The sequence below is a fragment of the Actinomadura sp. NPDC049753 genome (assembly GCF_040674655.1).
Lineage (GTDB): Bacteria > Actinomycetota > Actinomycetes > Streptosporangiales > Streptosporangiaceae > Spirillospora > Spirillospora verrucosospora.
In genome coordinates this window covers 1-20017 of record NZ_JBFARL010000110.1, presented here as the reverse complement: position 1 = coordinate 20017, position 20017 = coordinate 1, and the positions used below count along the sequence as shown (strand labels likewise).

Below are 20017 nucleotides of genomic sequence, written 5' to 3'. Positions count from 1 at the left end.
GTCCCACACTGGACCGGCTCCTCCTTCAACACCGGCCCGGCCCATCACGTTGCGAGCGTGCGGTGCAGGCGGGCGGACTCCTTCACCAGGCGGCTGGAACCGCCGCGGGCGGCCACGTCCTCAAGGCCCGGGACGGCGCCCTTGGCGCCGGTCGCCTCCGCCAGGCGGGTCGCCAGGGCGATGAGGTCGGGGACCCCGGTCACGGCGCGCTCGCCGGGGGCGGGGAGCGCGTGCGGGAGTGCCGCGGCGAGGATCGTCCAGACTCCGGCGTGCCCGCCGCCGTCGGCGGCCGCCGTGAGGGCCTTCACCGCGCGGGGGAGGGTGAGGCGCTTCAGGGCGGCGAGCCGTCCGAGCGCCGTCCCCGTCTCGGCCGCCGGCAGGTCGCCCCGGGCGCTGAGGACGAGGAGCGCCTCGACGGCGTCGGCGCGCTCGTTCTGGCTCCGGTGGGCGAGCGCGCAGGCGAGCAGCGTCCCGGTGGCGGAGCCGGTGGGCCCGTCGGCCCCGGCCAGGTCGAGCATGACGGCGCCCTGGCCCAGGTCCTCCTCGCTCGCGCCCGCCAGGTCGGGGGCGAGATGCGCGGCGGCGACCTCGCGATGGGACGGCAGGACCGACGGCCAGAATTCCTGGGCCGCGTGGATTCCCGCCGTCCCGAAGTCCGTCCAGCCGTCTTCGGGGAAGGTGCACAGGTGGGCGATGTCGGAGTCGCCGGGGACGTCCACCGTGGACAGGATCCGGGTCGGCAGGCGCAGCGTGCGGCCGCGGACGCTCGCGAGGGGCTTGTCGAGGACCGTGCACTCGACGGCGGGGTCGGCGAGCCCGCCGTCCGCCAGCCATGACGCGATGGTCCGGCCTGCCGCGGACTCCAGCCGCCGCGCGCGTGCCACGGCGGCCGGGTCGATCTCGCGCGGCACGCGCAGCATCGCCTGCGTGAGGTCGGCCCGCCCCGGTTCCGCGCCCGCCGCCTCGATCCGTTCGAGGCGCGCGACCAGCACGTCCGGGTCGACGTGGCCGCTGCCCTCGGTCGGGGTCGCGAGGAGGACGGGCGCCTTCCCGACCATGGACGCGATCTCGTGCCTGCGCAGGGTGAGGAAGCGCTCCATCTGCGGCTTGAACACCGTCCCGGCCTTGCGGGACCGCCCCTTCAGGAGGGAGGCGAGCGCTTCCCTGAGGCCGTGCGTTCTCGGCGGGTGCAGGAGGCTCCGCACCGGCAGCGCGATCCAGCTCGCATTCACATAGGGGCGCCAGTACCCGTGGCGGTCGGAGTCGGTGAGCCAGGGTGCGACGTCGTCGGCGGGTTTCCGGAGCGCCGCGCGCGTCGCCTCCGGGTCGCGGTAGGCGAACTCGACGAGCGCGGCCAGGAAGCGTTCGGACGTGCGCCACTCCTCGTCGGCGCGCAGCAGGACCGCGAACTCCTCGGCCAGCTCGTCGAGGGAGCCGATCGGGGCGGGCGCCTCGCGCGGGGTGAAGGGCGGCGGTCCCGGGGACGGCTCGGAATCGTCGGTCGTCTCGACCGCGCCGAACGCCGCGGCGACGGGCTCGCGCAGGACGGCGGGCAGGTCGCGGGCGGCGGCACGGACCTCCTCGTGGACGGCCCCGCTCGCGTGAGCGGCGTGCTTGGCGGCGACCGCGACGGCGCGTTCGCGCAGGTCGAGCGCGTCGGAGTGGAAGACGGCCGTGACGGCGCGCAGCGTGGCGTCGACCCGGTCGCGCTTGCGGGCCGTGCGGTCGAGCCAGATCAGCGCGGCCTGGACGAGCTTCTTCTCGGGGCGGAACAGCAGCGCGTCCGCGGCCTCGTCGAACAGCGCGGCGTCGAGCCCGCCCCGGTCGTCGACGCGGCGGACCTGGCGCAGGGCGAGCCCGGCGACGGTCGAGGGCGCGGCCGGGAGCAGGCGGACGTAGTCGCGCACGCGGGCGGCCGTCTCGTCGTCGGCGGGCTCCAGCGCGTCGTGCAGCGCGATGAACCAGCGGAGGTCGCGGGCGGTGCCGCCGCGCAGGAAGCGGCGGACGCAGCCGTCGAGCAGGACCGCGCGGTCGAGCCGCCCGGTCGCGGCCAGGCCGGCGAGGGCGCCCGCCCAGCCGCCCTTGCGGGGACGGTTCCACTGGGGCCTCGCCCCGTCCTCGGCGAGGGCGCCTCCCACGGCCTCCACCTCGAAGAGTCTCGGGACGAGCGCGTCCAGGAACGGGTCGTCGGCCTCGGGGAGGTCGCGCTCGGTCACCCAGCCGACCACGAAACCGTCCGACTCGGGGACCGTCCCGGCCGACTCGGCCAGCACCGCCGCCATGTGCCACAGCAGCGACTCGCCGCCGGAGACGCGGAACCGGGCGGCGACGCGTCGGGCGACATCGGCGCGCCACTCGTCCGGGCGCGTGGACGTGACCGCGCGCAGTGCCGCGCAGGTCCGGGCGGGGCCGTCCTGGGTCCACCACAGGCGCAGGTCGCGGCGGCACAGCCACGCGGCCGCGGCCGCCGGCCCGCCGAGCGTGCCGGCGCCGGCGACCAGCAGCGGCTCCAGCGTCTTGTGGGGCAGTTCGCCGTGGCGCGTCGCGGCGCGCATCGCCTTCATGCGGTCGGGCAGGTCTTTCGCGACGGCCCGGCGGGCGTCGTCGTCGAGCTCGGCGACCAGGCGCGCCGTCAGCTCCACGTCGCCGGCGTCCAGCGCCTTCTGGAGGTCGTCCTCGCGGGCGCTCATCGGGCCGCCTCCGCGCTCGTCTCGCGGCGGACGATCCGGGCGGCGAGGACATGCTTGCACGGGCCGCGCTCGCCCCGGTGGTCGTACCACCAGGGGCAGGTGCAGGTGGCGCGGTCGCCGTCGAAGCGGACCTGGCGCTCGCCGCCGTTGCCGACGACGACGGCCGCGTCCTCGGCGGTGAACCGCACGGCGCCCTCCGCGACCAGCGCGCGCGCCGAACGCAGCCGCGGGTTGAGGTCGGCCACCCGCGCCGGGTCGTAGGGCAGTTCGCGGTGGAAGTACGCGGCCTCGGCGGTGTCGAAGCCGACGCGGCCGGACGTCCCCAGCTGGACCAGCGCCGCCTTCGTCCGTGCGAGCGGGAGCCCCGACCGCTCGGCCAGCAGGCCCGGCTCCACCCGCGGCTCGAAGGACAGCAGGGCGCCGAGCAGGTCGGCGTCCCCCGCCGCCTCGTCGGTCGAGACGGCGTCCAGCACGGCGCCCTCCCCGGAGAACCCGCGCGAGTGCTGCGGCGACAGGGTCAGGACGTACCGCATGCCGGGCAGCTCCAGCTCCCAGACGCTCGACACCGGCCCGCTCCCGCCGGCGACGGGCGGCCCGTAGACGCGCAGCGCCTTCGCGAAGCGGAGCAGCGGCAGCAGCGTCCGCAGCCGGTCGGGCCCCGCCAGGCAGACCGCCCCGGGGGACGGGCGCGCCGCGACCCGCAGCGTCCGGCCCGCGGGGACGACCCACAGCGGCCCGCGCCCCCCGCGGGGCAGGGACCGCAGGAACCGCACCGCGTCGGGCCCGCCCAGCTCCCCGCGCGGGTCGAACCCGGCCGTGATGACCTGGACCTCGGCGAAGCCGCGCAGCCAGCGGTCGGGGAGCGGGACCTTCTTCTCCACCACGGCCCCGTCCATCGTGGTGACGGCCATCTCCCCGGCGCCGACCGCCAGGTGCAGCGGGTCGGACCCGCCCACGCGGGCGAGCGCCTCGCGCAGCGGCCCGTTCACGTCCACGTTCGTCGTGCCGCGCTCGTGGACCTCGCCGTCCAGCGCCGCTTCCAGCACGTCCAGCCGGGCGTACACGCCGCCGCAGGCGGAGAACGACTCCATCCGGATCCGGTCGCCGTTGCACGTGACGACCGGATCCCGGAACGAGGTGGGGCGCGGCTGGAAGTACCGGGTCTGCGCGACGTCGGCCAGCGCGAGCAGCCCGGCCGCCGCGGCCGCCGGCCGCGTGAGCACGCCGCTGAAGAAGTGCGGATGCGCCTGCGGCCCGCTGCTGGTCGTCCCGCCGGACGTGGAGAGGCCCAGAAGCCCCTCGTCCAGCCCGGAAGGCCTCGTGTACCGGTACGACTGCGCGGCCCCTGCCGCCATCGTGCTGCTCGCCATGCCGGAAACGTAGGGCTTCAGACTGACAAATCAGGCCGAATCCGCAATCAGGGGATCTGGCCAGGGAAGAGCAGTGCCAGTTCGTGCGGGTGGGCGGCGATGAGGCGCAGCTCGTCGTCGGTCAGCGGGCGGCCCGTCTGCGCGTTGCAGAGCTGGACGAGCCGGAAGGCCAGATCCTCGTCGGCGGGCTCGACGCCGAGGCCGTCCATCACGTGCCGGAAGCCCGCCCTGCCGCCGTACTCGCCGGTCAGCACGACGCGGCCGGGACGGGTGTGCCAGTCGTCGGGGAAGGGGCCGAGCGTCGCCTCGTCGTACAACTCGTAGTTGCCGTGGTCCTTCAGTGCGCCGTCCGCGTGGATGCCGGACTCGTGCGCGAACGCGTTCCGCCCTACGCCGACCTGGTGGGCGGGCAGCGGCTGGCCGAACGCGTAGCTCGCCCACAGCGCGAAGCGGCGCGCCCACCCGAGGTCGATCGGATCGCCGATCTCGGCGCGCCCGTCAAGGCCGAAGCCGTGGCGGAACGCCAGGATCGTCGACAGCAGGTCGGCGTTGCCGGAGCGCTCGCCGATGCCGTTCACGCACGTGTTGACCCAGGCGTCCTGGCCGGCCTCCAGGTCGCCGAGCGCGCCGCTGACGGAGTTGGCCACGGCCATGCCGAGATCGTTGTGGCAGTGGGTCTCGACCGGCATCGCGACGGCGGACGCGAGCCTGGCGAAGCGCTCCCTGATGCGCTCCGGCGTGTCGCCGCCGATCGTGTCGCAGTACCGGACGCGGTCGGCGCCGGCCTCCTTCGCGGCGAGCGCGAACTCGGTGAGGAAGCCCTCGTCGGTGCGCGAGCCGTCCTCGGCGTTGACCCCGACCGTCCGCGCGCCGCCCGCCTTGGCCGCGCGGACCGCCGCGACCGTCTCCCGGATGATCGCGTCGCGGTCGAGGCGGCCCCGGAACTTGTTGGCGATCATGTAGTCGGACGTCGAGATGGACAGGTTGTAGTGCGCGAGCCCGGCCCCACCGGCCCGCACCCGGACGGCCTTCTCCACGTCCGCCGCGACGCCCCGGCACCACCCCGAAAGGCGGAGGTCCCCGAACGCGCCCGCCTCCGCCAGCGCGATCTGCGCCCGGACGTAGGGCACCTCGTGGACCAGGCGCCGGGCGGACGCCGCAGCCTGTTCGAGGCCGCGCAGGTGGAGGAGCTGGCCCGGCGCGGCAGGCCCCGCCGCCCGCCGGGGCCGGGCGAGCTGGCGATCGAGTCGGCGATCACCGCGCTCGGCTCCGACCGCCACTACTACCGGGGCCGCGACGCCCTGGAGATGGCCGGGAGCCGGACTTTCGAGGAGGTCGCCGCCTGGCTGTGGCAGGGGCGCGACGAAGCCGAGGAGCCCGAAGATCACGACGCGCCCTGGCGGGCCAGGGCGGACGGCGTCGCCGCGGCCGTCGCGGCCCAGTCCGGCCTGCCGCCGGGGCTCCTCCCGCTCGACCGCCTCCACCTGATCGCGGCCGCGCTCGCCGCGACCGACCCGCTGCGCCACCACCTCGATCCCGAGGGCGTCGTCGCGACCGGGCGGGCGCTGATCGCCGGGCTCGTCGAGGCCCTGCCCGCCGCGAACGGGGCCCCCGGCAGCGGACGGAGCGGCGGACGGATCGCCGAGCGGCTCTGGAACCGGCTGTGCCCGCACCCGCCCCGGGACGCGGGGCTGCTGCGCGCGTTCGAGGCCGCCATGATCCTGCTGGCCGACCACGAGCTCGCCGCCTCCACCGTCGCGGCGCGGGTCGCCGCGTCCGTGCGCGCCGACCCCTACGCGGTCGTCGCGTCCGGGCTCGGGGTGCTGAGCGGTCCGCTGCACGGCGGCGCGTCCTACGGCGCGGAACGCCTGATCGCCGAGGTCGCCGACCCGGAGGCGGCGTCCCGCGTGGTCGGGGAGCGGCTGCGCGGCGGGGAGCGCGTGCCGGGGTTCGGCCACGCGGTCTACAAGTCCGGCGACGGGCGCGCCGCGCTGCTGATGGACCTCGTCCGGGCCGCGGCGCCCGCCCACGAGCGGCTCGCCGCCGCGGAGGCCGTGCTCGCCGAGGCCGCCCGGCGCCGCCTGCCCGAGCCCAACGTCGACTTCTCCCTGGCGACGCTCGGCGCCGTCGCCGGGCTCGTCCCGGGGGCCGGCGAGGCCGTCTTCGCCGTCGCCCGCACCGCCGGGTGGCTCGCGCACGCGCTGGAGGAGTACGGGCGTCGCGTCCCGCTGCGCCCCCGAGCCGTCTACGTCGGCCCGGAGCCCGCCTGACGGGCCCCGCGCGCCGGGCCGGGGTCGCGGTCGGGGGCCGCTGGACCGGGGGTAGGCTCGGTGACGTGCGACGGTTCCTCACCCCCGGCTGGCTCGGGCTTCACGCGCTCGCCATCGTGCTGTGCGGCGCCTTCCTCGGCTTCGGCTGGTGGCAGTTCGACCGGGCCCAGGGCGGCAACGACCGCAGCTGGGCCTACACGTTCGAGTGGCCGATCTTCGCGATCTTCGTGATCGTGATGTGGGTCAAGATGATCCGGGACGAGCGGGCCGGGGTGCGGCCCGCGCCGAGGATCATCGAGGAGCCCGCCGAGGCCGAGGTCAAGCGGGAGATCATCCGGCAGCAGGAGGAAGAGGACCCCGCGCTCGCGGCGTACAACCGCTACCTCGCGCGGCTCAACTCCGAGAGCCGCGGGCGCGGCTGACCCGCGTCCCGCACACCCCGCCCATTGGGGGCCCGCCCCGCCCGAGGGGCCGCCGAACGAAAGGTGCGTTTGCTGTGGAAGGCGCGGTGGCCAGATACCGGATCCTGGCGCTGGTGGTCGGCACGCTGCTGGTGCTGCTGGTGATCGGCATGATCCTCAAGTACGGCCCCACCGACATGCCGGCGCTCGCGGGCATCGTGGCGCCCGTCCACGGCTTCCTCTACATGGTCTACCTGGCGGTCGCCTACGACCTGTGGCGCCGCACCGGCTGGCCGCTGAGCCGGATGGTGATGATCGTGCTCGGCGGCGTGGTGCCGCTGATGACCTTCTTCGTCGAGCGCCGGGTGGTCCGCGACGCGCGAGAGCTGCGGCCCGCGAAGGCCGAGGCGAACGCCTGACGGCCCTCGGGGCTGGTGCGCGGCGCCCGTCTCGCCTAATGTTTGACTGAGTCAAACGTTAGGAGGCGGGCATGGAGGCGACCCGGGAGGACGTCGGCACGGTCCGCGCGTTCAACCGCTTCTACACCGGCGTCATCGGGGTGCTCGGCGAGGGGCTCGTCCGGTCGCCGTACTCGCTGACCGAGGCCAGGGTGATCTTCGAGCTGGCGCAGCGCGAGGACAGCGAGGTGCTGGCCCTGCGCCGCGCCCTCGACCTCGACGCGGGCTATCTCAGCCGGATGCTGGCCCGGTTCGAGACCGACGGCCTCGTCGCGCGCGAGCGCGCGCCGGGGGACGCCCGGCGCCAGATCGTCCGGCTCACCCCCCGGGGGCGCGAGGTCTTCGCCATGCTGGACGAGCGGTCTGTCGCCGAGATCCGCGAGCTGCTGGACGGCCTGGACCCGGCCGACCGCCGCCGCCTGCTGGCGGCGATGCGCACCGTCCAGGACGTCCTCGGGGAGCGCCCCCGCGGGGACGGCTTCGTTCTGCGCCCGCTGCGCCCCGGCGACCTCGGCTGGGTGGTGGAGCGCAACGGCGCCCTCTACGACGCGGAGTGCGGCTGGGACCGCACCTACGAGGCCCTGGTCGCCTCCGTCGTCGCCGACTACGTGCGCGGGCACGACCCGGAGCGGGAGAACGCGTGGATCGCCGAGTCGGACGGGGAGCGGCTGGGCGCGGTGTTCTGCGTCCGGCGGGAGGACGACGTCGCGCAGCTCCGGCTGCTGCACGTCGAGCCGCGGGCCCGCGGGACGGGCGTCGGCGCGGCGCTGGTCGCCGCGTGCGTGGACTTCGCCGCCGAGGCGGGCTACGCCGAGATCATGCTGTGGACGACGGCGCTGCAGCGCCCGGCGCACCGCCTCTACGAGCGGGCCGGGTTCGTCCTGGAGGAGCAGGAGGCCCCGGTGGAGCGCTTCGGGGACGTCGTGCGCGGGCAGGTCTGGCGCAGGAAGCTGTGAACAGGGCCCGTGGAGGGTGTCGCTCCTCCACGGGCCCTGCTCCGCAGCGATCCCTGACTGCGTCGGCGGCCGGGACGGGGGTCGGACGGAGTACCGGCCGCCTGGACTCACCGGCTGCGCGCCGGTTCGAATCGGGTCTCGGGCCCACCTCCTTCCCGTGCCGCGCCGGGCGCGGGCGCTCGCCCGGCGGTCGGGAGAGGGCGCCTGCGCGGCGCCCGGATGCCTGCGGCCGGACCGGCGGCGCGGCTGCGCGCCGCGGCCGGCCCGGCCAGTGGGGGCGCCGGTGCCGCGGGGGCGAGCGGCACGGGGCCCGGGGGAGGGAGGCGGCGCGGGGACGGTCCGGTACAGCCGAGGACCCGAGGTGTGTCGCCGTGCCCGCCCTGCGCGGCTCCCGCCGGGGGGCGGGGGCGGCCGCGGCGCGGTACGTCGCGAACGTTCTCGGCCGTACGGACCGGGCCGCGCGGGGAAGGGGACGCGGAGGCGGCCCGGTTCGCGTGTCCGCCACGGTTCATCTGCCGCCTCCCAACGTTCTACCTGGGGCTTTGCCGCCCGAGTACCTGTCGTTCACCCTGCGTCACGATCTCGTTGCGTTAGGTACCCTCGCGTCATGCGCGCGTAAACCGGCACCCGGGCAAAGAATCAAGATCGCGAAGGGGCCTTTGCCTCCGCATTGCCCCGCCGGTCCGCGCGTCCGGTGCCGCCGGGGCGGCGCAGCAGGTGCCGGGCGAGCGCGACGCAGGCCAGCAGGGCGACGAGCGCGCACACGGCCGTCCAGCCGAACCGGGTGCAGGCGCCCGCTCCGAGCCACGATCCGGTGCTGCCTCCGAGGAACGCGCAGGTCATGTAGGCGGTGTTGACGCGGCTGCGGGCGTCCGGGCGCAGCGCGAAGATCCGCGCCTGGTTCGCGATCATGCCGGACTGCATCGCGACGTCCAGCAGCAGCGTCCCGGCGCCGAGCGCCGCGAGCCCCGGCGCTCCGCCGAGGGCGCCCAGCGCCAGCACTCCGGCCGCCGCGGCCGTCCCGGTGATCGCGACGAGGCTGACCGGGTCCGGGCCCCGCCGGTCGACCTGGCGTCCCGCGGCGGGCATGGCGGCCATGGTGCCGGCGCTGACCAGCGCGAGGACGCCGACCGCCTGGGCCCCGAACCCGTACTCGGGGCCCGTCAGATACAGCGCGAGGCCCGTCCAGACGGCCTGGAACCCGCCGAAGAGCGTCGCCTGGTAGAGGCACGACCGCCGCAGCTCCGGTTCCTCGCGCAGCAGCCGCAGCGGCGCGGCCAGCAGCGCCGGGTAGGACTGCCGCGACGGCGGGACGGTCGCCGGCAGCGCGAACGCCAGCGCCGCCGCGATCGCCAGGGTGGCGACCGCGGCGATCAGGTACGGTGCCCGCCAGCCGAGCCACTCGCCGGCGAGCCCGCCGAACGTGCGGGCCAGCAGGATGCCGCCGATCGAGCCGGCCAGCAGCGTCCCCATGACCGCGCCGCGCCGCTCGGCGGCCACCAGACCGGCCGCCATCGGCGCGATGACCTGCGCGACGACGGTAGTGACCCCGGTCACGGCGCTCGCGCCGACCAGCCCCGCCAGCCCGGGCGCGCCCGCCGCGCCGAGCATCGCCGCGCCGGTGACGGCGAGCATCGCCACGATCAGCGGGCGGTGCGGGAACCGGTCGCCGAGCGGCACCAGCAGGAAGTTCCCGGCCGCGTACCCGAACTGCGCCGCGGTCACCACGAGCGCCGCCGAGTCCGGCGCCACGTTCAGCCCGGACGCGACGAGCGGGCTCACCGCCTGCGGGAAGTAGATGTTGCCCACGGCGACGCCGCAGGTCAGAGCGAGAAGGAAGAGCGTGCGGCGGTTGATCGAGGCGTCCGCCGCGGACAGGGGAGAAGACAAGGATGCTCCACGTCGAGTCGACACCGGCGCGGAATCCGCGCAGGCCGGGACAGCGGGGGGACGACCCCCGCCGGAATCGCCTCGGCGTCGTGGAGCGGTGCCGGCCTAAGCCGCCGCGTGCCTCGTCGCCGAGACGCCGGTAGTGGCCTTGCCGGAAACGGTGTACACGCGCGACCTCCCGTAGGGCACCCGAGATCTTCGCGCCGACCCTGGCATGCCCCTCACCCCGCCCGCAACGGGTTTTCCGGGAGCCTCAGCGCGCGTGGGTCTCGTCCATGTTCCAGACGGTGGGCAGGGTGCCCCCGCACACGGCGCAGACGTAGTGGTCGTCCTTCACGATGTTGCGCTGGCGGCACCGGCGGCAGCGCCGGAACACGATCGGGTGGGTGAACTCGGGGGGACGCTCAAGGCCGGCCCGGTCGAGAGCCGCCGCGACGGCCGTCCAGGAGGACGGGTCGGGGCAGTAGCCGGTCGACTGGTTGCTGATCTCGCTGACCGTCCAGCCGCCCCCGCTCGCGAGGAAGGTGATCTCACCCGCGCCCAGCACGGGCTCGCGGCCCGCGCAGGCGACGTGCTCGCTGCGCTGCGGGGCCAGGCGCAGCGTCCCGGTCAGGTCGACCACGTAGGTGAACGGTTCCCCCGCGTCCTGCGCGGTCTGCCCCGCCAGCCAGCCGGCGAGGTCGCCGTGCGACCGGATCGCAGGCCCCCGCTCCCCGGGCCGGGCCTGCTCGAAGATGTCGGCGGGCCCGACATAGCGGTATTCGCGCGCGTTCACGCGCCCGAGCCTGTCACGTTCGGCCCGGCCGAGCGGCCCCCCGGGCGCCGGACTCACGATCGATCAGGGGGGAGGCGCCGGCGCCGCTGCCGAGACGGGGCGCCCCAGTTCGAAGTGCAGGGTGGTCTTCAGGTCGGCCGTGCGGTCGTGGATGTCGATGGCGCCGGCCGCGCCGAAGTCGAAGCGGGCGTGGAGGGTGGCGGCGATGCGGTCCGGTCCGGCGGGACCGAACTCGATACGGGTGACGTGGACGGGGCAGTGCGTGGCGACGAGGTAGATCGAGCCGTCGATGAAACCGTCCTCCGGGTTCACCGGAAAGGTGAAGGCGCGCTCGCTCAGTGCCTCCAGGCCGGTTGCCGGCAGCAGGATGCGGTCGAGCGAGATCTCCGTGGTGACCAGGTCGGGGCCGCCGGGGCCGGGCCGGAACGTCGCGGGCTCGTACTCGTCGTCCGCGGAGAAGGGTTCGAGCGGGATCACGATGCTCCAGGTACCGGCGACCGGATGGTCGAGGTCGGCCGGCCAGTGGCAGATGGTCCCGGGCTCGGTCCTGAGGAACTCGTCGGTCAGCTCGATCACGGCAGAAGTGTCCCAAGGTCGTCCGACAGGACGCCGACGGGCGTGGGGCGGGTGCGCCGGGTGATCGCTGAGAGCGAACGTTGCTGCGGAAACAAAATGCTGCTCCGTTTTCTTGAGTGTGAGTGACTCAATCTTGCGGTTGGGTGTCCTACTGAGTTGGAGCTGAGCATGAGCGAGACCCTGACGCTGCCGGTGCTGCCCCTGGAAGACGGGGTCGTTCTGCCCGGCATGGTGGTGCCCCTGGACCTGTCGGAGAGCGGCGAGGTCCGGGCCGCCGTCGAGGCCGCGCGGGCGGTGGCGCAGACCAAGGGGCCGGGCATCCGGTCGGCGGCCAAGCCACGGGTGCTGCTGGTGCCCAGGCTGAACGGGCAGTACGCCGGCATCGGCACGCTCGGCGTCATCGAGCAGGAGGGGCGGCTGCCCGGCGGTGAGCCGGGCGCGGTCGTCCGCGGCGTGCAGCGGGTGCGGATCGGCACCGGGACGACCGGGCCGGGCGCGGCGCTGTGGGTCGAGGGGACGGCCGTTGAGGCCCCGCCGGCCACCGGGCGGGCGCAGGAGCTGGCGAAGGAGTACAAGGGGCTGGTCAGCGCGATCCTGCAGAAGCGGGGCGCCTGGCAGGTCGTGGACGTCGTGCAGCAGATCGACGACCCCTCCACGCTGGCCGACAACGCCGGGTACGCGCCGTACCTCACCGACGAGCAGAAGATCGAGGTCCTGGAGACCGTCGACCTCGTGGAGCGGCTCACCCTGGTGATCGGGTGGGCGCGCGACCACCTCGCCGAACTGGACGTGGCGGAGACCATCCGCAAGGACGTCCAGGAGGGCATGGAGAAGACGCAGCGGGAGTTCCTGCTGCGCCAGCAGCAGGAGGCCATCCGCAAGGAGCTGGCCGAGCTGAACGGCGACCCGGCCGACGAGGAGGACGACTACCGGGCCCGGATCGAGGCCGCGAACCTTCCCGAGAAGGTGCGCGAGGCGGCGCTGAAGGAGGTCGACAAGCTGGAGCGGTCGTCCGACGCCTCGCCCGAGGGCGGCTGGATCCGCACCTGGCTGGACACCGTCCTCGACATCCCGTGGAACGAGCGGACCGAGGACGCCTACGACATCGCGGGCGCCCGGGAGATCCTGGACGCCGACCACGCCGGTCTCGACGACGTCAAGGAGCGCATCGTCGAGTACCTGGCCGTGCGCAAGCGGCGCGAGGAGCGCGGCCTGGGCGTCGTGGGCGGACGCAGGAGCGGCGCGGTGCTGGCGCTGACCGGTCCTCCCGGAGTCGGCAAGACGTCGCTGGGCGAGTCGGTCGCGCGGGCCATGGGACGCGAGTTCGTCCGGGTCGCGCTGGGCGGCGTCCGGGACGAGGCCGAGATCCGGGGGCACCGCCGCACGTACGTGGGCGCCCTCCCGGGGCGGATCGTCCGGGCCATCCGCGAGGCGGGGACGATGAACCCCGTCGTCCTGCTGGACGAGGTCGACAAGGTCGGCGCCGACTACCGGGGCGACCCGACCGCGGCGCTGCTGGAGGTCCTCGACCCCGAGCAGAACCACACCTTCCGGGACCACTACCTGGAGGTGGAGCTTGACCTGAGCGACGTGCTGTTCCTGGCCACCGCGAACGTGGTGGAGGCGATCCCCGGGCCGCTGCTCGACCGGATGGAGCTGGTGCAGCTGGACGGCTACACCGAGCACGAGAAGGTCACCATCGCCCGCGACCACCTGCTGCCGCGCCAGCTCGACAAGGCGGGGCTGGAGGCGTCCGAGGTGGCCTTCGGCGACGACGCGCTGCGGCTGCTGGCGGCCGAGTACACCCGGGAGGCCGGCGTCCGGTCCCTGGACCGCTCGATCGCGCGGGCGCTGCGCAAGGTCGCGGCCAACGTCGCGCTCGGGAAGGCGGCGCTGCCCGTCCGGATCGGCGCGGACGACCTGAAGGACTACCTCGGCCGGCCGCGGTTCACCCCGGAGGTCGAGCTGAGCAGGAACGAGCGCCGCACCGGCGTGCCGGGCGTGGCCACGGGCCTCGCGGTCACCGGCGCGGGCGGCGACGTGCTCTACATCGAGGCGTCGCTGGCCGACCGGGAGACCGGCGACACCGGCGTGACGCTCACCGGCCAGCTCGGCGACGTCATGAAGGAGTCGGCCCGCATCGCGCTCAGCTACCTGCGCTCGCGCGGCGCGGAGCTGGAGCTGCCGGTCGGCGACCTGAAGGACCGCGGCGTGCACGTCCACGTGCCCGCCGGGGCGATCCCGAAGGACGGTCCGAGCGCGGGCATCACGATGACGACGGCGCTGGCGTCGCTGCTGTCGGGCCGCCCGGTGCGCTCGGACGTGGCGATGACCGGTGAGGTGTCGCTGACCGGGCGGGTGCTGCCGATCGGCGGGCTGAAGCAGAAGCTGCTGGCCGCGTCGAGGCTCGGCATCACCACCGCGATCGTGCCGAAGCGCAACGAGCCGGACCTGGAGGACGTCCCGGCCGAGGTGCTCGACACGATGACGGTGTTCGCCGTCAGCGACGTCCGCGAGGTGCTGGACCTGGCCCTGGAGCCCGCCACCACCGCGGTCGCCGTCTGATCGAGGCGCGCGGAACGCCCGTGCCGGGTTCGTCCCGGCACGGGCGTTCTGACTTCAATGGACTATCCGGCCACCCGAAACCCGGAACCGTGCATGGACCGCGGCGGACGGGGCAGACCGCGCCGCGTGTTGGTGGAGATGTGGCAGCCCGCTGCAGCGGGCGAGAGGGTCCCTTGGTACATCGTCGCCCTGCGCGCGTTGGTCGTCATCATCGCGTTGGGGTTTCTTGGCGTCTTCTTCTATTTCGCGTTCAAGCTCACGCTGACGCCTGTCCATGACAACGGGCAGGCGGGCGGGAACACCGATCCGGGCAGGTCGCTCCGGTTCTATATGGACCGCCCGACGAAGGAGGCCTTCCTCCAGATCGGCGGCAACGTGATACTTCTGGCGCCGCTGGGAGTGCTCCTGCCCCTGGTCTGGACGACCCTCCGAGGCCCCGTGCGGCTGGCGCTGGTGAGCGGCATGCTCTCGCTGGCCATCGAGACGGTCCAGGGCACGTTCGTGATGGGACGGGCCTTCGACGTCGACGACGTCATCCTGAACGTCATCGGTGTCGTGCTCGCCTACCTGCTCCTGGGCCGGCGGCTCTCCATGACCCTCCGCGGCCGTTAGCGGGGGGTCAGGCGGAAGACTCTGAGCTGCCGTTCGGTGCGTTCCACGTAGCGGTCGTAGACGGGCCAGACGGCGGTGAGGCGAGGCCAGATCTCCTTGCGCTCGACGTCGTCCAGGAGGTGGGCGGTGACCGGGACGGTGCGGCCCTGGAAACTGACCTGCGCGTCGGGGTTCTTCAGGAGGTTGCCCGTCCAGGCGGGATGCTTCTCCCGGCCGAAGTTGGAGCCGACGACGTACCAGCCGCCCTCCCGGTCGGGCAGGCACGCGAGCGGCGTCTGCCGGGGGAGGCCGCTGACGGCGCCGGTCGTCGTCAGGACGAGGCTCGGCACGAGGAGCTGGCCGAGCATGAGCCGTCCGCCGGTGAGCCGGTGCAGCGTCCGGTCGACGGGCGGGACGACCTTGGGTCCCACCCGGGAGAACCATTCGGCGCCCGAGACCCGGTGGAAGACCGGTCCGAAGGTGCGCTGGACGAGGGTCGGCATCGGGGCCTCCTTGGCGGCGAGCCGTCCGGCCCGGCGCGGGTTCAGATGGCCGCTCTCGGCCAGCCAGCGCAGGCCGTCGGCGACGGTCTCCTCGACGGGGCGCAGGGTGAGCCCGAGGGCGTCCAGGATGGGGCGGTCGTCGGTCGGCACCAGCGTGACCATGAACTCGGCGGCGTCGCGGGTGAGCGGGTAGTCGAAGCGGCGGACGCGCTTGGCCGCGTCGAGGACGGAGCCCAGCGCGAGCATGACGCGGCTCGGCACGCGGATGCGGCGGCACCGGACGCCGGTGAGGCGGTCGCACAGGTCGGCGTACTGCGGCCAGGTCAGGTAGTGGCCGCCGAGCACCCAGCGGCTGGGGCCCTGCCGTGCCTCGACGGACCGTGCCAACGCCTCGCCGAGGTCGCGGACGTCGACGACCGAGACGCCGCCGCCCGGAAGCGGCCACACCTTGCCGAGCGCGGCGGCGAGGCCCTCCATCAGCGCGTCCAGCGTCGGCTGGTTCGGGCCGCACACGCCGCCGGGGTAGACGATGGTGACCGGCGCCCCGTCCTCCTGGAGGCCGCGCACGTAGTGCTCGGCCGCCAGCTTGGACCTGCCGTAGTCGGTCCGGGGGCTCGCCAGAGCGCCCCCCGCGGTGATGACGGGGCCGGACGGCGGGACGAACACCGCGACCGTCGACACGTGGACCACCGGGGCCAGGCCCTGGGCGACGGCGCCGCCGACCACGTTGCGGGTGCCCCGGACGTTCACCTCCACCAGGTCGCCGGCGCCCCCGGTCACCCCGATGGCCGCGGCGGTGTGTATCGCGGCGTCGCAGCCGCGGAGCGCCTCGGCGACCGAGTCCTCGTCCAGCATGTCGCCGGGGACGAGTTCGACGTCCCGGGGGTCGACGCCGACCGCGCGCAGGACCTTCGCCGCCCTGGCCGGGTCGCGGACCAGCGCGCGGGGCCGGTGCCCGGCGGCGAGCAGGGCGCGGACGGCGTGGGACCCGACGAACCCGGAGGCGCCGGTGACGAAGATCCGCATAGGGCAAAACTAGCGCTTGGTATGGCTCCGGCGACAGCCGAGCCCCCGAGTAACGGCGGGGATTTCGGACACCTCCATACCGGAGAGGCGGACGGCCGGGGCGTTGACGCTTCTGGAACGCTCCATCAGACTCGTGTCTCCATCTGAACGCCCACCGGGAGGGGATCGATGAGGATCGGACTGGCCGGCGCGGGGCGCATTGGTGCGCGCCACGCCGCCGCTTTGCGAGAGTTGCCCGAGGTCGAGGCCGTGGTCGTCGCGGACGCCGAACCCGGGCGCGCCCGGGATCTGGCCGCGCGCCTGAGCGGGGGGACGTCCGAGGTCACCGCGCTGGAGACCGTCGAGGGGCTCTTCTCCGCCGGACTGGACGGCCTGGTCGTCGCGGCGGCCACGGACGCGCACGCGGCCCTGGTGGAGCGCGCCGTGACGGCGCGAACTCCCGTCTTCTGCGAGAAGCCGCTCGCGTCCGATATTGATGGAACGTTCCAAATCGTCCGGGCGGCGGCCGGCGGCGGCGTTCCGGTGCAGGTCGGGTTCCAGCGCCGGTTCGACGCCGGGAACGCGGCGGCGCGCGAGGCCCTCGCGTCCGGGAGGCTCGGCTGGCTGCACACCGTCCGCTCGTGCAGCTTCGACCCGGCGCCGCCGCCGGCCGAGTACGTCCCCACCTCCGGCGGGCTGTTCCGCGACTGCCTCATCCACGACCTGGACCTGATCCGGTTCGTCACGGGCCGCGAGGTCGTCCGCGTGATGGCGGTGGGCGCCAACCGCGGCGACGACTTCTTCCGCGAGGCCGGGGACGTCGACACGGGTTCCGCGCTGCTCATCCTGGACGACGGGGCGCTCGGCCAGGTCTCGGCCACCCGCTACAACGCCGCCGGGTACGACGCGCGCCTGGAACTGTTCGGGTCCAAGGACAGCGTCATCGCCGGTCTGGACGACCGGACGCCCGCGACCGCGCTCCCGGACGGAGACCAGCCCAAGGCGCCCTACGGCGGCTTCATGGAGCGCTTCTCCGACGCCTACGACGCCGAACTGCGGGCCTTCGCGGACGTCGTGGCGGGCCGCCGCGCCAATCCGTGCCCGCCCGAAGAGGCGCTGGAGGCGTTCTACCTCGCCGAGGCGTGCGAGCTGTCCATGCGGGAGGGGCGGATGGTGGCCGTCGAGGAGGTGCGGCGGTGAGGATCGCCGGCGCGCCGATCTCGTGGGGCGTGTGCGAGGTGCCCGGCTGGGGCCACCAGATGGAGCCGGGCCGGGTGCTCGCCGAGATGCGCGACCTCGGCCTCGCCGCCACGGAACTGGGACCGGACGGCTTCCTCCCCAGGGCCGCGCAAGAGCGGGACGAACTGCTGACCTCATTCGGCCTGGGTCTCGTAGGGGCGTTCGTGCCTGTCGTTCTGCACGACCCCGAGTTCGACCCCCTGCCCGTGGTCGAGCAGGCCTTGGACGACATCGACGGTGTCCTCGTCCTGGCCGCCGCGACCGGACTCGACGGATACGACGAGCGCCCCGTCCTCGACACCAAGGCGTGGGCGGCGCTGCTCGCGAACCTCGACGCCATCGCCGCGCGCGCCGCCGAACGCGGCAGGCTCGCCACCCTGCATCCTCACGTCGGGACGGTCGTGGAGCGGCGCGCCGAGGTCGAACGCGTGCTGGGCGGATGCAGCATCCCGCTCTGCCTCGACACAGGGCACCTCCTGGTCGGCGGAACCGATCCGGTGTGGCTGGCGCGTTTCGCGGCGCCGCGCATAGCGCATGTCCATCTGAAGGACGTGGACGTGGGCCTTGCCCAACAGGTACTCAAGGGAGACATCACGTACACGAGCGCGGTGCGGGACGGTCTGTACAGGCCGCTCGGGGACGGTGACATCGACATCCCCGACATCATCCGGACCCTGGAGGTCTCGGGTTACGAAGGCTGGTGGGTGATGGAGCAGGACACCGTCCTCGCCGGCGAACCCGCGCAGGACGCCGGACCGTACGGCGACGTCCGCAGGAGCCTCGACTACCTCGCCGGGGTGGCCCGATGACGTTCGACCTCATCACGATGGGGCGGGTCAGCGTCGACGTCTATCCGAACCAGGTGGGCACGCCGCTGGAGGACGTCGAGTCGTTCGGCAAGTACCTTGGCGGCAGCCCGACCAACGTCGCCGTGGCGGCGGCCAGGTACGGCCGCAGGACCGCCGTCGTCACGCGCACGGGGGAGGACCCCTTCGGCCGGTTCGTCCACAAGGCCCTCCGGGGCTACGGCGTGGACGACCGGTTCGTCACCGCCGTCCCCGGCCTGCCGACGCCGCTGGCCTTCTGCGAGATCTTCCCGCCCGACGACTTCCCGCTGTACTTCTACCGCTACCCCAAGGCTCCCGACCTGGAGATCCGGGCGGACGAGCTCGACCTCGACGCGATCCGCTCGGCGCGCATCGTCTGGGCCACGGTCACGGGCCTCTCGCAGGAGCCCAGCCGGGAGGCGACCCTGACCGCGCTGGCGGAGCACCCCGGGCAGACCGTCATCGACCTCGACTACCGGCCGATGCTGTGGGACGACCCATCGGAGGCTCCGCACTGGGCAGGCCTCGCCTTGGAACGGGCAACGGTCGCGGTCGGAAACCTGGAGGAGTGCGAGGTCGCCGTGGGGGAGCGGGAGCCGCGCGCCGCCGCCCGCGCGATCCTGGCCCGCGGCCCGGAACTCGCCATCGTGAAGATGGGCCCGGAAGGCGTCCTCGCGGCGACGGCCGACGAGGTCGTGGAGGTGCCCCCCGTCAAGGTGGACGTCGTCAACGGACTCGGCGCCGGAGACGCGTTCGGCGGCGCCGTCTGCCACGGACTCCTCGCCGGATGGGACCTGCGGCGGCTCGTCGAGTTCGCGGGCGCCGCAGGGGCGATCGTCGCGTCCCGTATCGCCTGCTCCGACGCGATGCCCACGCAAGAAGAGGTCGACGAACTCCTCAAGGAGCCACGATGAAGTACCACCTCCCCGCCGGAACCGCCGCGGAAGCCCCGTACGGGCTCGTCGTGACACCCGAGTCGGCCGGTTGGGCGTATTCGGGGCTGCGGGTGCTGGAACTGCCGGAAGGCGGCTCCCACACGTTCGACACCGGTGAGTTCGAGACGATCGTGCTGCCGCTGGCGGGGTCGTGCGCCGTGGAGTGCGACGGCGAGCGGTTCGAACTGGAGGGCCGCGAGGACGTCTTCGCCCGGGTCAGCGACTTCGCCTACGTGCCGCGCGACGCCCGGGTGACCGTCCGCGGCGGCGGGCGGTTCGCTCTGGCGGGCGCCCGGTGCGAGCGGCGGCTCGCACCTCGCTACGGACCGGCGGAGAAGGTCCCGGTGGAGTTGCGGGGTGCGGGCTCGGCGAGCCGGCAGGTCAACAACTTCGGGACGCCGGAGGGATTCCCGTTCGCCGAGAAGCTGATCGCGTGCGAGGTGCTGACGCCGGCGGGGTGCTGGTCGTCGTTCCCGCCGCACAAGCATGACGAGCAGAGGCCCGGCGAGTCGGTCCTGGAGGAGATCTACTACTTCGAGGTCGCCCGGGACGGCATGGCCTACCAGCGCGTCTACGGTTCGCCGGGACGCCCGATCGATGTGCTGGCGGAGGTCCGCAGCGGCGACGCCGTGCTGATCCCGCACGGCTGGCACGGCCCGTCGATGGCGCCGCCGGGGCACGACCTGTACTACCTGAACGTGATGGCCGGGCCGTCGCCGGAGCGCGCCTGGCGCATCTGCGACGACCCGGCGCATGCCTGGATCCGCGACACCTGGGAAGGGCAGCAGGTGGACCCCCGGCTGCCCCTGACCTCGCCGGAGGGACGCTCGTGAGACTCACCGTGGCTCAGGCGCTGATCCGCTTCCTCTCGGCGCAGTACAGCGAGCGGGATGGTGAGGAGCGGCGGTTCTTCGCGGGGTGTTTCGGGATTTTCGGGCACGGCAACGTGGCTGGGGTGGGGCAGGC

Annotated in this window: 17 protein-coding genes; 10 read left to right on the top strand and 7 right to left on the bottom strand. The window is 74.2% G+C overall.

What is annotated here, in order from left to right; genetic code table 11:
- Window positions 1-44 precede the first annotated feature (44 nt).
- From AB0K37_RS25570 to AB0K37_RS25560, 3 genes are read right to left on the bottom strand one after another with little or no spacing between them, the layout of a single operon-like run.
- Window positions 45-2690 (bottom strand): DUF6493 family protein, encoded by a 2646-nt coding sequence (locus AB0K37_RS25570; RefSeq protein ID WP_363985221.1) that lies wholly within the window; start codon window positions 2688-2690, stop codon window positions 45-47.
- Complete coding sequence (locus tag AB0K37_RS25565; RefSeq protein ID WP_363985219.1) at window positions 2687-4060, bottom strand: SWIM zinc finger family protein; 1374 nt, start codon at window positions 4058-4060, stop codon at window positions 2687-2689. Before AB0K37_RS25565 ends, AB0K37_RS25570 begins: the two co-directional genes overlap by 4 nt.
- Window positions 4061-4107: 47 nt before the next feature.
- Complete coding sequence (locus tag AB0K37_RS25560) at window positions 4108-5190, bottom strand: hypothetical protein (RefSeq protein ID WP_363985217.1); 1083 nt, start codon at window positions 5188-5190, stop codon at window positions 4108-4110.
- Between the two features lie 3 nt (window positions 5191-5193).
- Here AB0K37_RS25560 and AB0K37_RS25555 point away from each other — a divergent pair, with 3 nt between their 5' ends.
- From AB0K37_RS25555 to AB0K37_RS25540, 4 genes are all read left to right on the top strand, one after another.
- Entirely contained in the window at window positions 5194-6330 is a 1137-nt protein-coding gene (locus AB0K37_RS25555; protein WP_363985215.1) for a citrate/2-methylcitrate synthase, read from the top strand.
- Window positions 6331-6395: 65 nt separating this feature from the next.
- Window positions 6396-6752 (top strand): hypothetical protein, encoded by a 357-nt coding sequence (locus tag AB0K37_RS25550; RefSeq protein ID WP_363985213.1) that lies wholly within the window; start codon window positions 6396-6398, stop codon window positions 6750-6752.
- 86 nt (window positions 6753-6838) lie between these two features.
- A complete protein-coding gene (locus AB0K37_RS25545; protein ID WP_363985211.1) occupies window positions 6839-7150 on the top strand; it encodes a DUF3817 domain-containing protein in 312 nt (103 codons plus the stop codon).
- Window positions 7151-7221: 71 nt separating this feature from the next.
- Window positions 7222-8145, top strand: a complete 924-nt coding sequence (locus AB0K37_RS25540) for a helix-turn-helix domain-containing GNAT family N-acetyltransferase (protein ID WP_363985209.1) — start codon at window positions 7222-7224, stop codon at window positions 8143-8145.
- Window positions 8146-8784: 639 nt separating this feature from the next.
- Here the strand turns inward: AB0K37_RS25540 and AB0K37_RS25535 are convergent.
- From AB0K37_RS25535 to AB0K37_RS25525, 3 genes are all read right to left on the bottom strand, one after another.
- The gene (locus AB0K37_RS25535; RefSeq protein ID WP_363985207.1) at window positions 8785-10035 is read right to left on the bottom strand and encodes an MFS transporter; all 1251 of its coding nucleotides are present in this window, start codon (window positions 10033-10035) and stop codon (window positions 8785-8787) included.
- 253 nt (window positions 10036-10288) lie between these two features.
- A complete protein-coding gene (locus AB0K37_RS25530; RefSeq protein WP_363985205.1) occupies window positions 10289-10810 on the bottom strand; it encodes a hypothetical protein in 522 nt (173 codons plus the stop codon).
- A 63-nt stretch (window positions 10811-10873) separates the two neighbouring features.
- Window positions 10874-11386, bottom strand: a complete 513-nt coding sequence (locus AB0K37_RS25525; RefSeq protein ID WP_363985203.1) for a hypothetical protein — start codon at window positions 11384-11386, stop codon at window positions 10874-10876.
- A gap of 168 nt (window positions 11387-11554) precedes the next feature.
- Here AB0K37_RS25525 and lon point away from each other — a divergent pair, with 168 nt between their 5' ends.
- Complete coding sequence (gene lon, locus AB0K37_RS25520) at window positions 11555-13951, top strand: endopeptidase La (RefSeq protein WP_363985202.1); 2397 nt, start codon at window positions 11555-11557, stop codon at window positions 13949-13951.
- Window positions 13952-14008: 57 nt separating this feature from the next.
- Window positions 14009-14563, top strand: a complete 555-nt coding sequence (locus tag AB0K37_RS25515) for a VanZ family protein (protein ID WP_363985200.1) — start codon at window positions 14009-14011, stop codon at window positions 14561-14563.
- Here AB0K37_RS25515 and AB0K37_RS25510 read toward each other — a convergent pair.
- Entirely contained in the window at window positions 14560-16071 is a 1512-nt protein-coding gene (locus AB0K37_RS25510; protein WP_363985198.1) for a nitroreductase family deazaflavin-dependent oxidoreductase, read from the bottom strand. The genes AB0K37_RS25515 and AB0K37_RS25510 overlap by 4 nt on opposite strands.
- A 168-nt stretch (window positions 16072-16239) precedes the next feature.
- Here AB0K37_RS25510 and AB0K37_RS25505 point away from each other — a divergent pair, with 168 nt between their 5' ends.
- Genes AB0K37_RS25505 through iolB form a run of 4 tightly spaced genes read left to right on the top strand, consistent with a single transcriptional unit; the run spans window position 16240 to window position 19884 of the window.
- Window positions 16240-17250, top strand: coding sequence for a Gfo/Idh/MocA family oxidoreductase (locus AB0K37_RS25505; protein WP_363985196.1), 1011 nt, complete (start codon window positions 16240-16242; stop codon window positions 17248-17250).
- The gene (locus AB0K37_RS25500; RefSeq protein WP_363985194.1) at window positions 17247-18098 is read left to right on the top strand and encodes a TIM barrel protein; all 852 of its coding nucleotides are present in this window, start codon (window positions 17247-17249) and stop codon (window positions 18096-18098) included. Before AB0K37_RS25505 ends, AB0K37_RS25500 begins: the two co-directional genes overlap by 4 nt.
- The gene (gene iolC / locus AB0K37_RS25495) at window positions 18095-19030 is read left to right on the top strand and encodes a 5-dehydro-2-deoxygluconokinase (protein ID WP_363985192.1); all 936 of its coding nucleotides are present in this window, start codon (window positions 18095-18097) and stop codon (window positions 19028-19030) included. The genes AB0K37_RS25500 and iolC overlap by 4 nt, the downstream gene beginning before the upstream one ends.
- Complete coding sequence (gene iolB, locus AB0K37_RS25490) at window positions 19027-19884, top strand: 5-deoxy-glucuronate isomerase (protein WP_363985190.1); 858 nt, start codon at window positions 19027-19029, stop codon at window positions 19882-19884. Before iolC ends, iolB begins: the two co-directional genes overlap by 4 nt.
- Window positions 19885-20017: the final 133 nt, after the last annotated feature.

Excerpts from the sequence above, each read along its gene's own strand:
- AB0K37_RS25565 (WP_363985219.1), bottom strand. The coding sequence starts at position 4,060 with ATGGCGAGCAGCACGATGGCGGCAGGGGCCGCGCAGTCGTACCGGTAC.
- lon (WP_363985202.1), top strand. The coding sequence starts at position 11,555 with ATGAGCGAGACCCTGACGCTGCCGGTGCTGCCCCTGGAAGACGGGGTC.
- AB0K37_RS25510 (WP_363985198.1), bottom strand. The coding sequence starts at position 16,071 with ATGCGGATCTTCGTCACCGGCGCCTCCGGGTTCGTCGGGTCCCACGCC.
- AB0K37_RS25570 (WP_363985221.1), bottom strand. The coding sequence starts at position 2,690 with ATGAGCGCCCGCGAGGACGACCTCCAGAAGGCGCTGGACGCCGGCGAC.
- iolB (WP_363985190.1), top strand. The coding sequence starts at position 19,027 with ATGAAGTACCACCTCCCCGCCGGAACCGCCGCGGAAGCCCCGTACGGG.
- AB0K37_RS25540 (WP_363985209.1), top strand. The coding sequence starts at position 7,222 with ATGGAGGCGACCCGGGAGGACGTCGGCACGGTCCGCGCGTTCAACCGC.
- AB0K37_RS25515 (WP_363985200.1), top strand. The coding sequence starts at position 14,009 with ATGGACTATCCGGCCACCCGAAACCCGGAACCGTGCATGGACCGCGGC.
- iolC (WP_363985192.1), top strand. The coding sequence starts at position 18,095 with ATGACGTTCGACCTCATCACGATGGGGCGGGTCAGCGTCGACGTCTAT.
- AB0K37_RS25505 (WP_363985196.1), top strand. The coding sequence starts at position 16,240 with ATGAGGATCGGACTGGCCGGCGCGGGGCGCATTGGTGCGCGCCACGCC.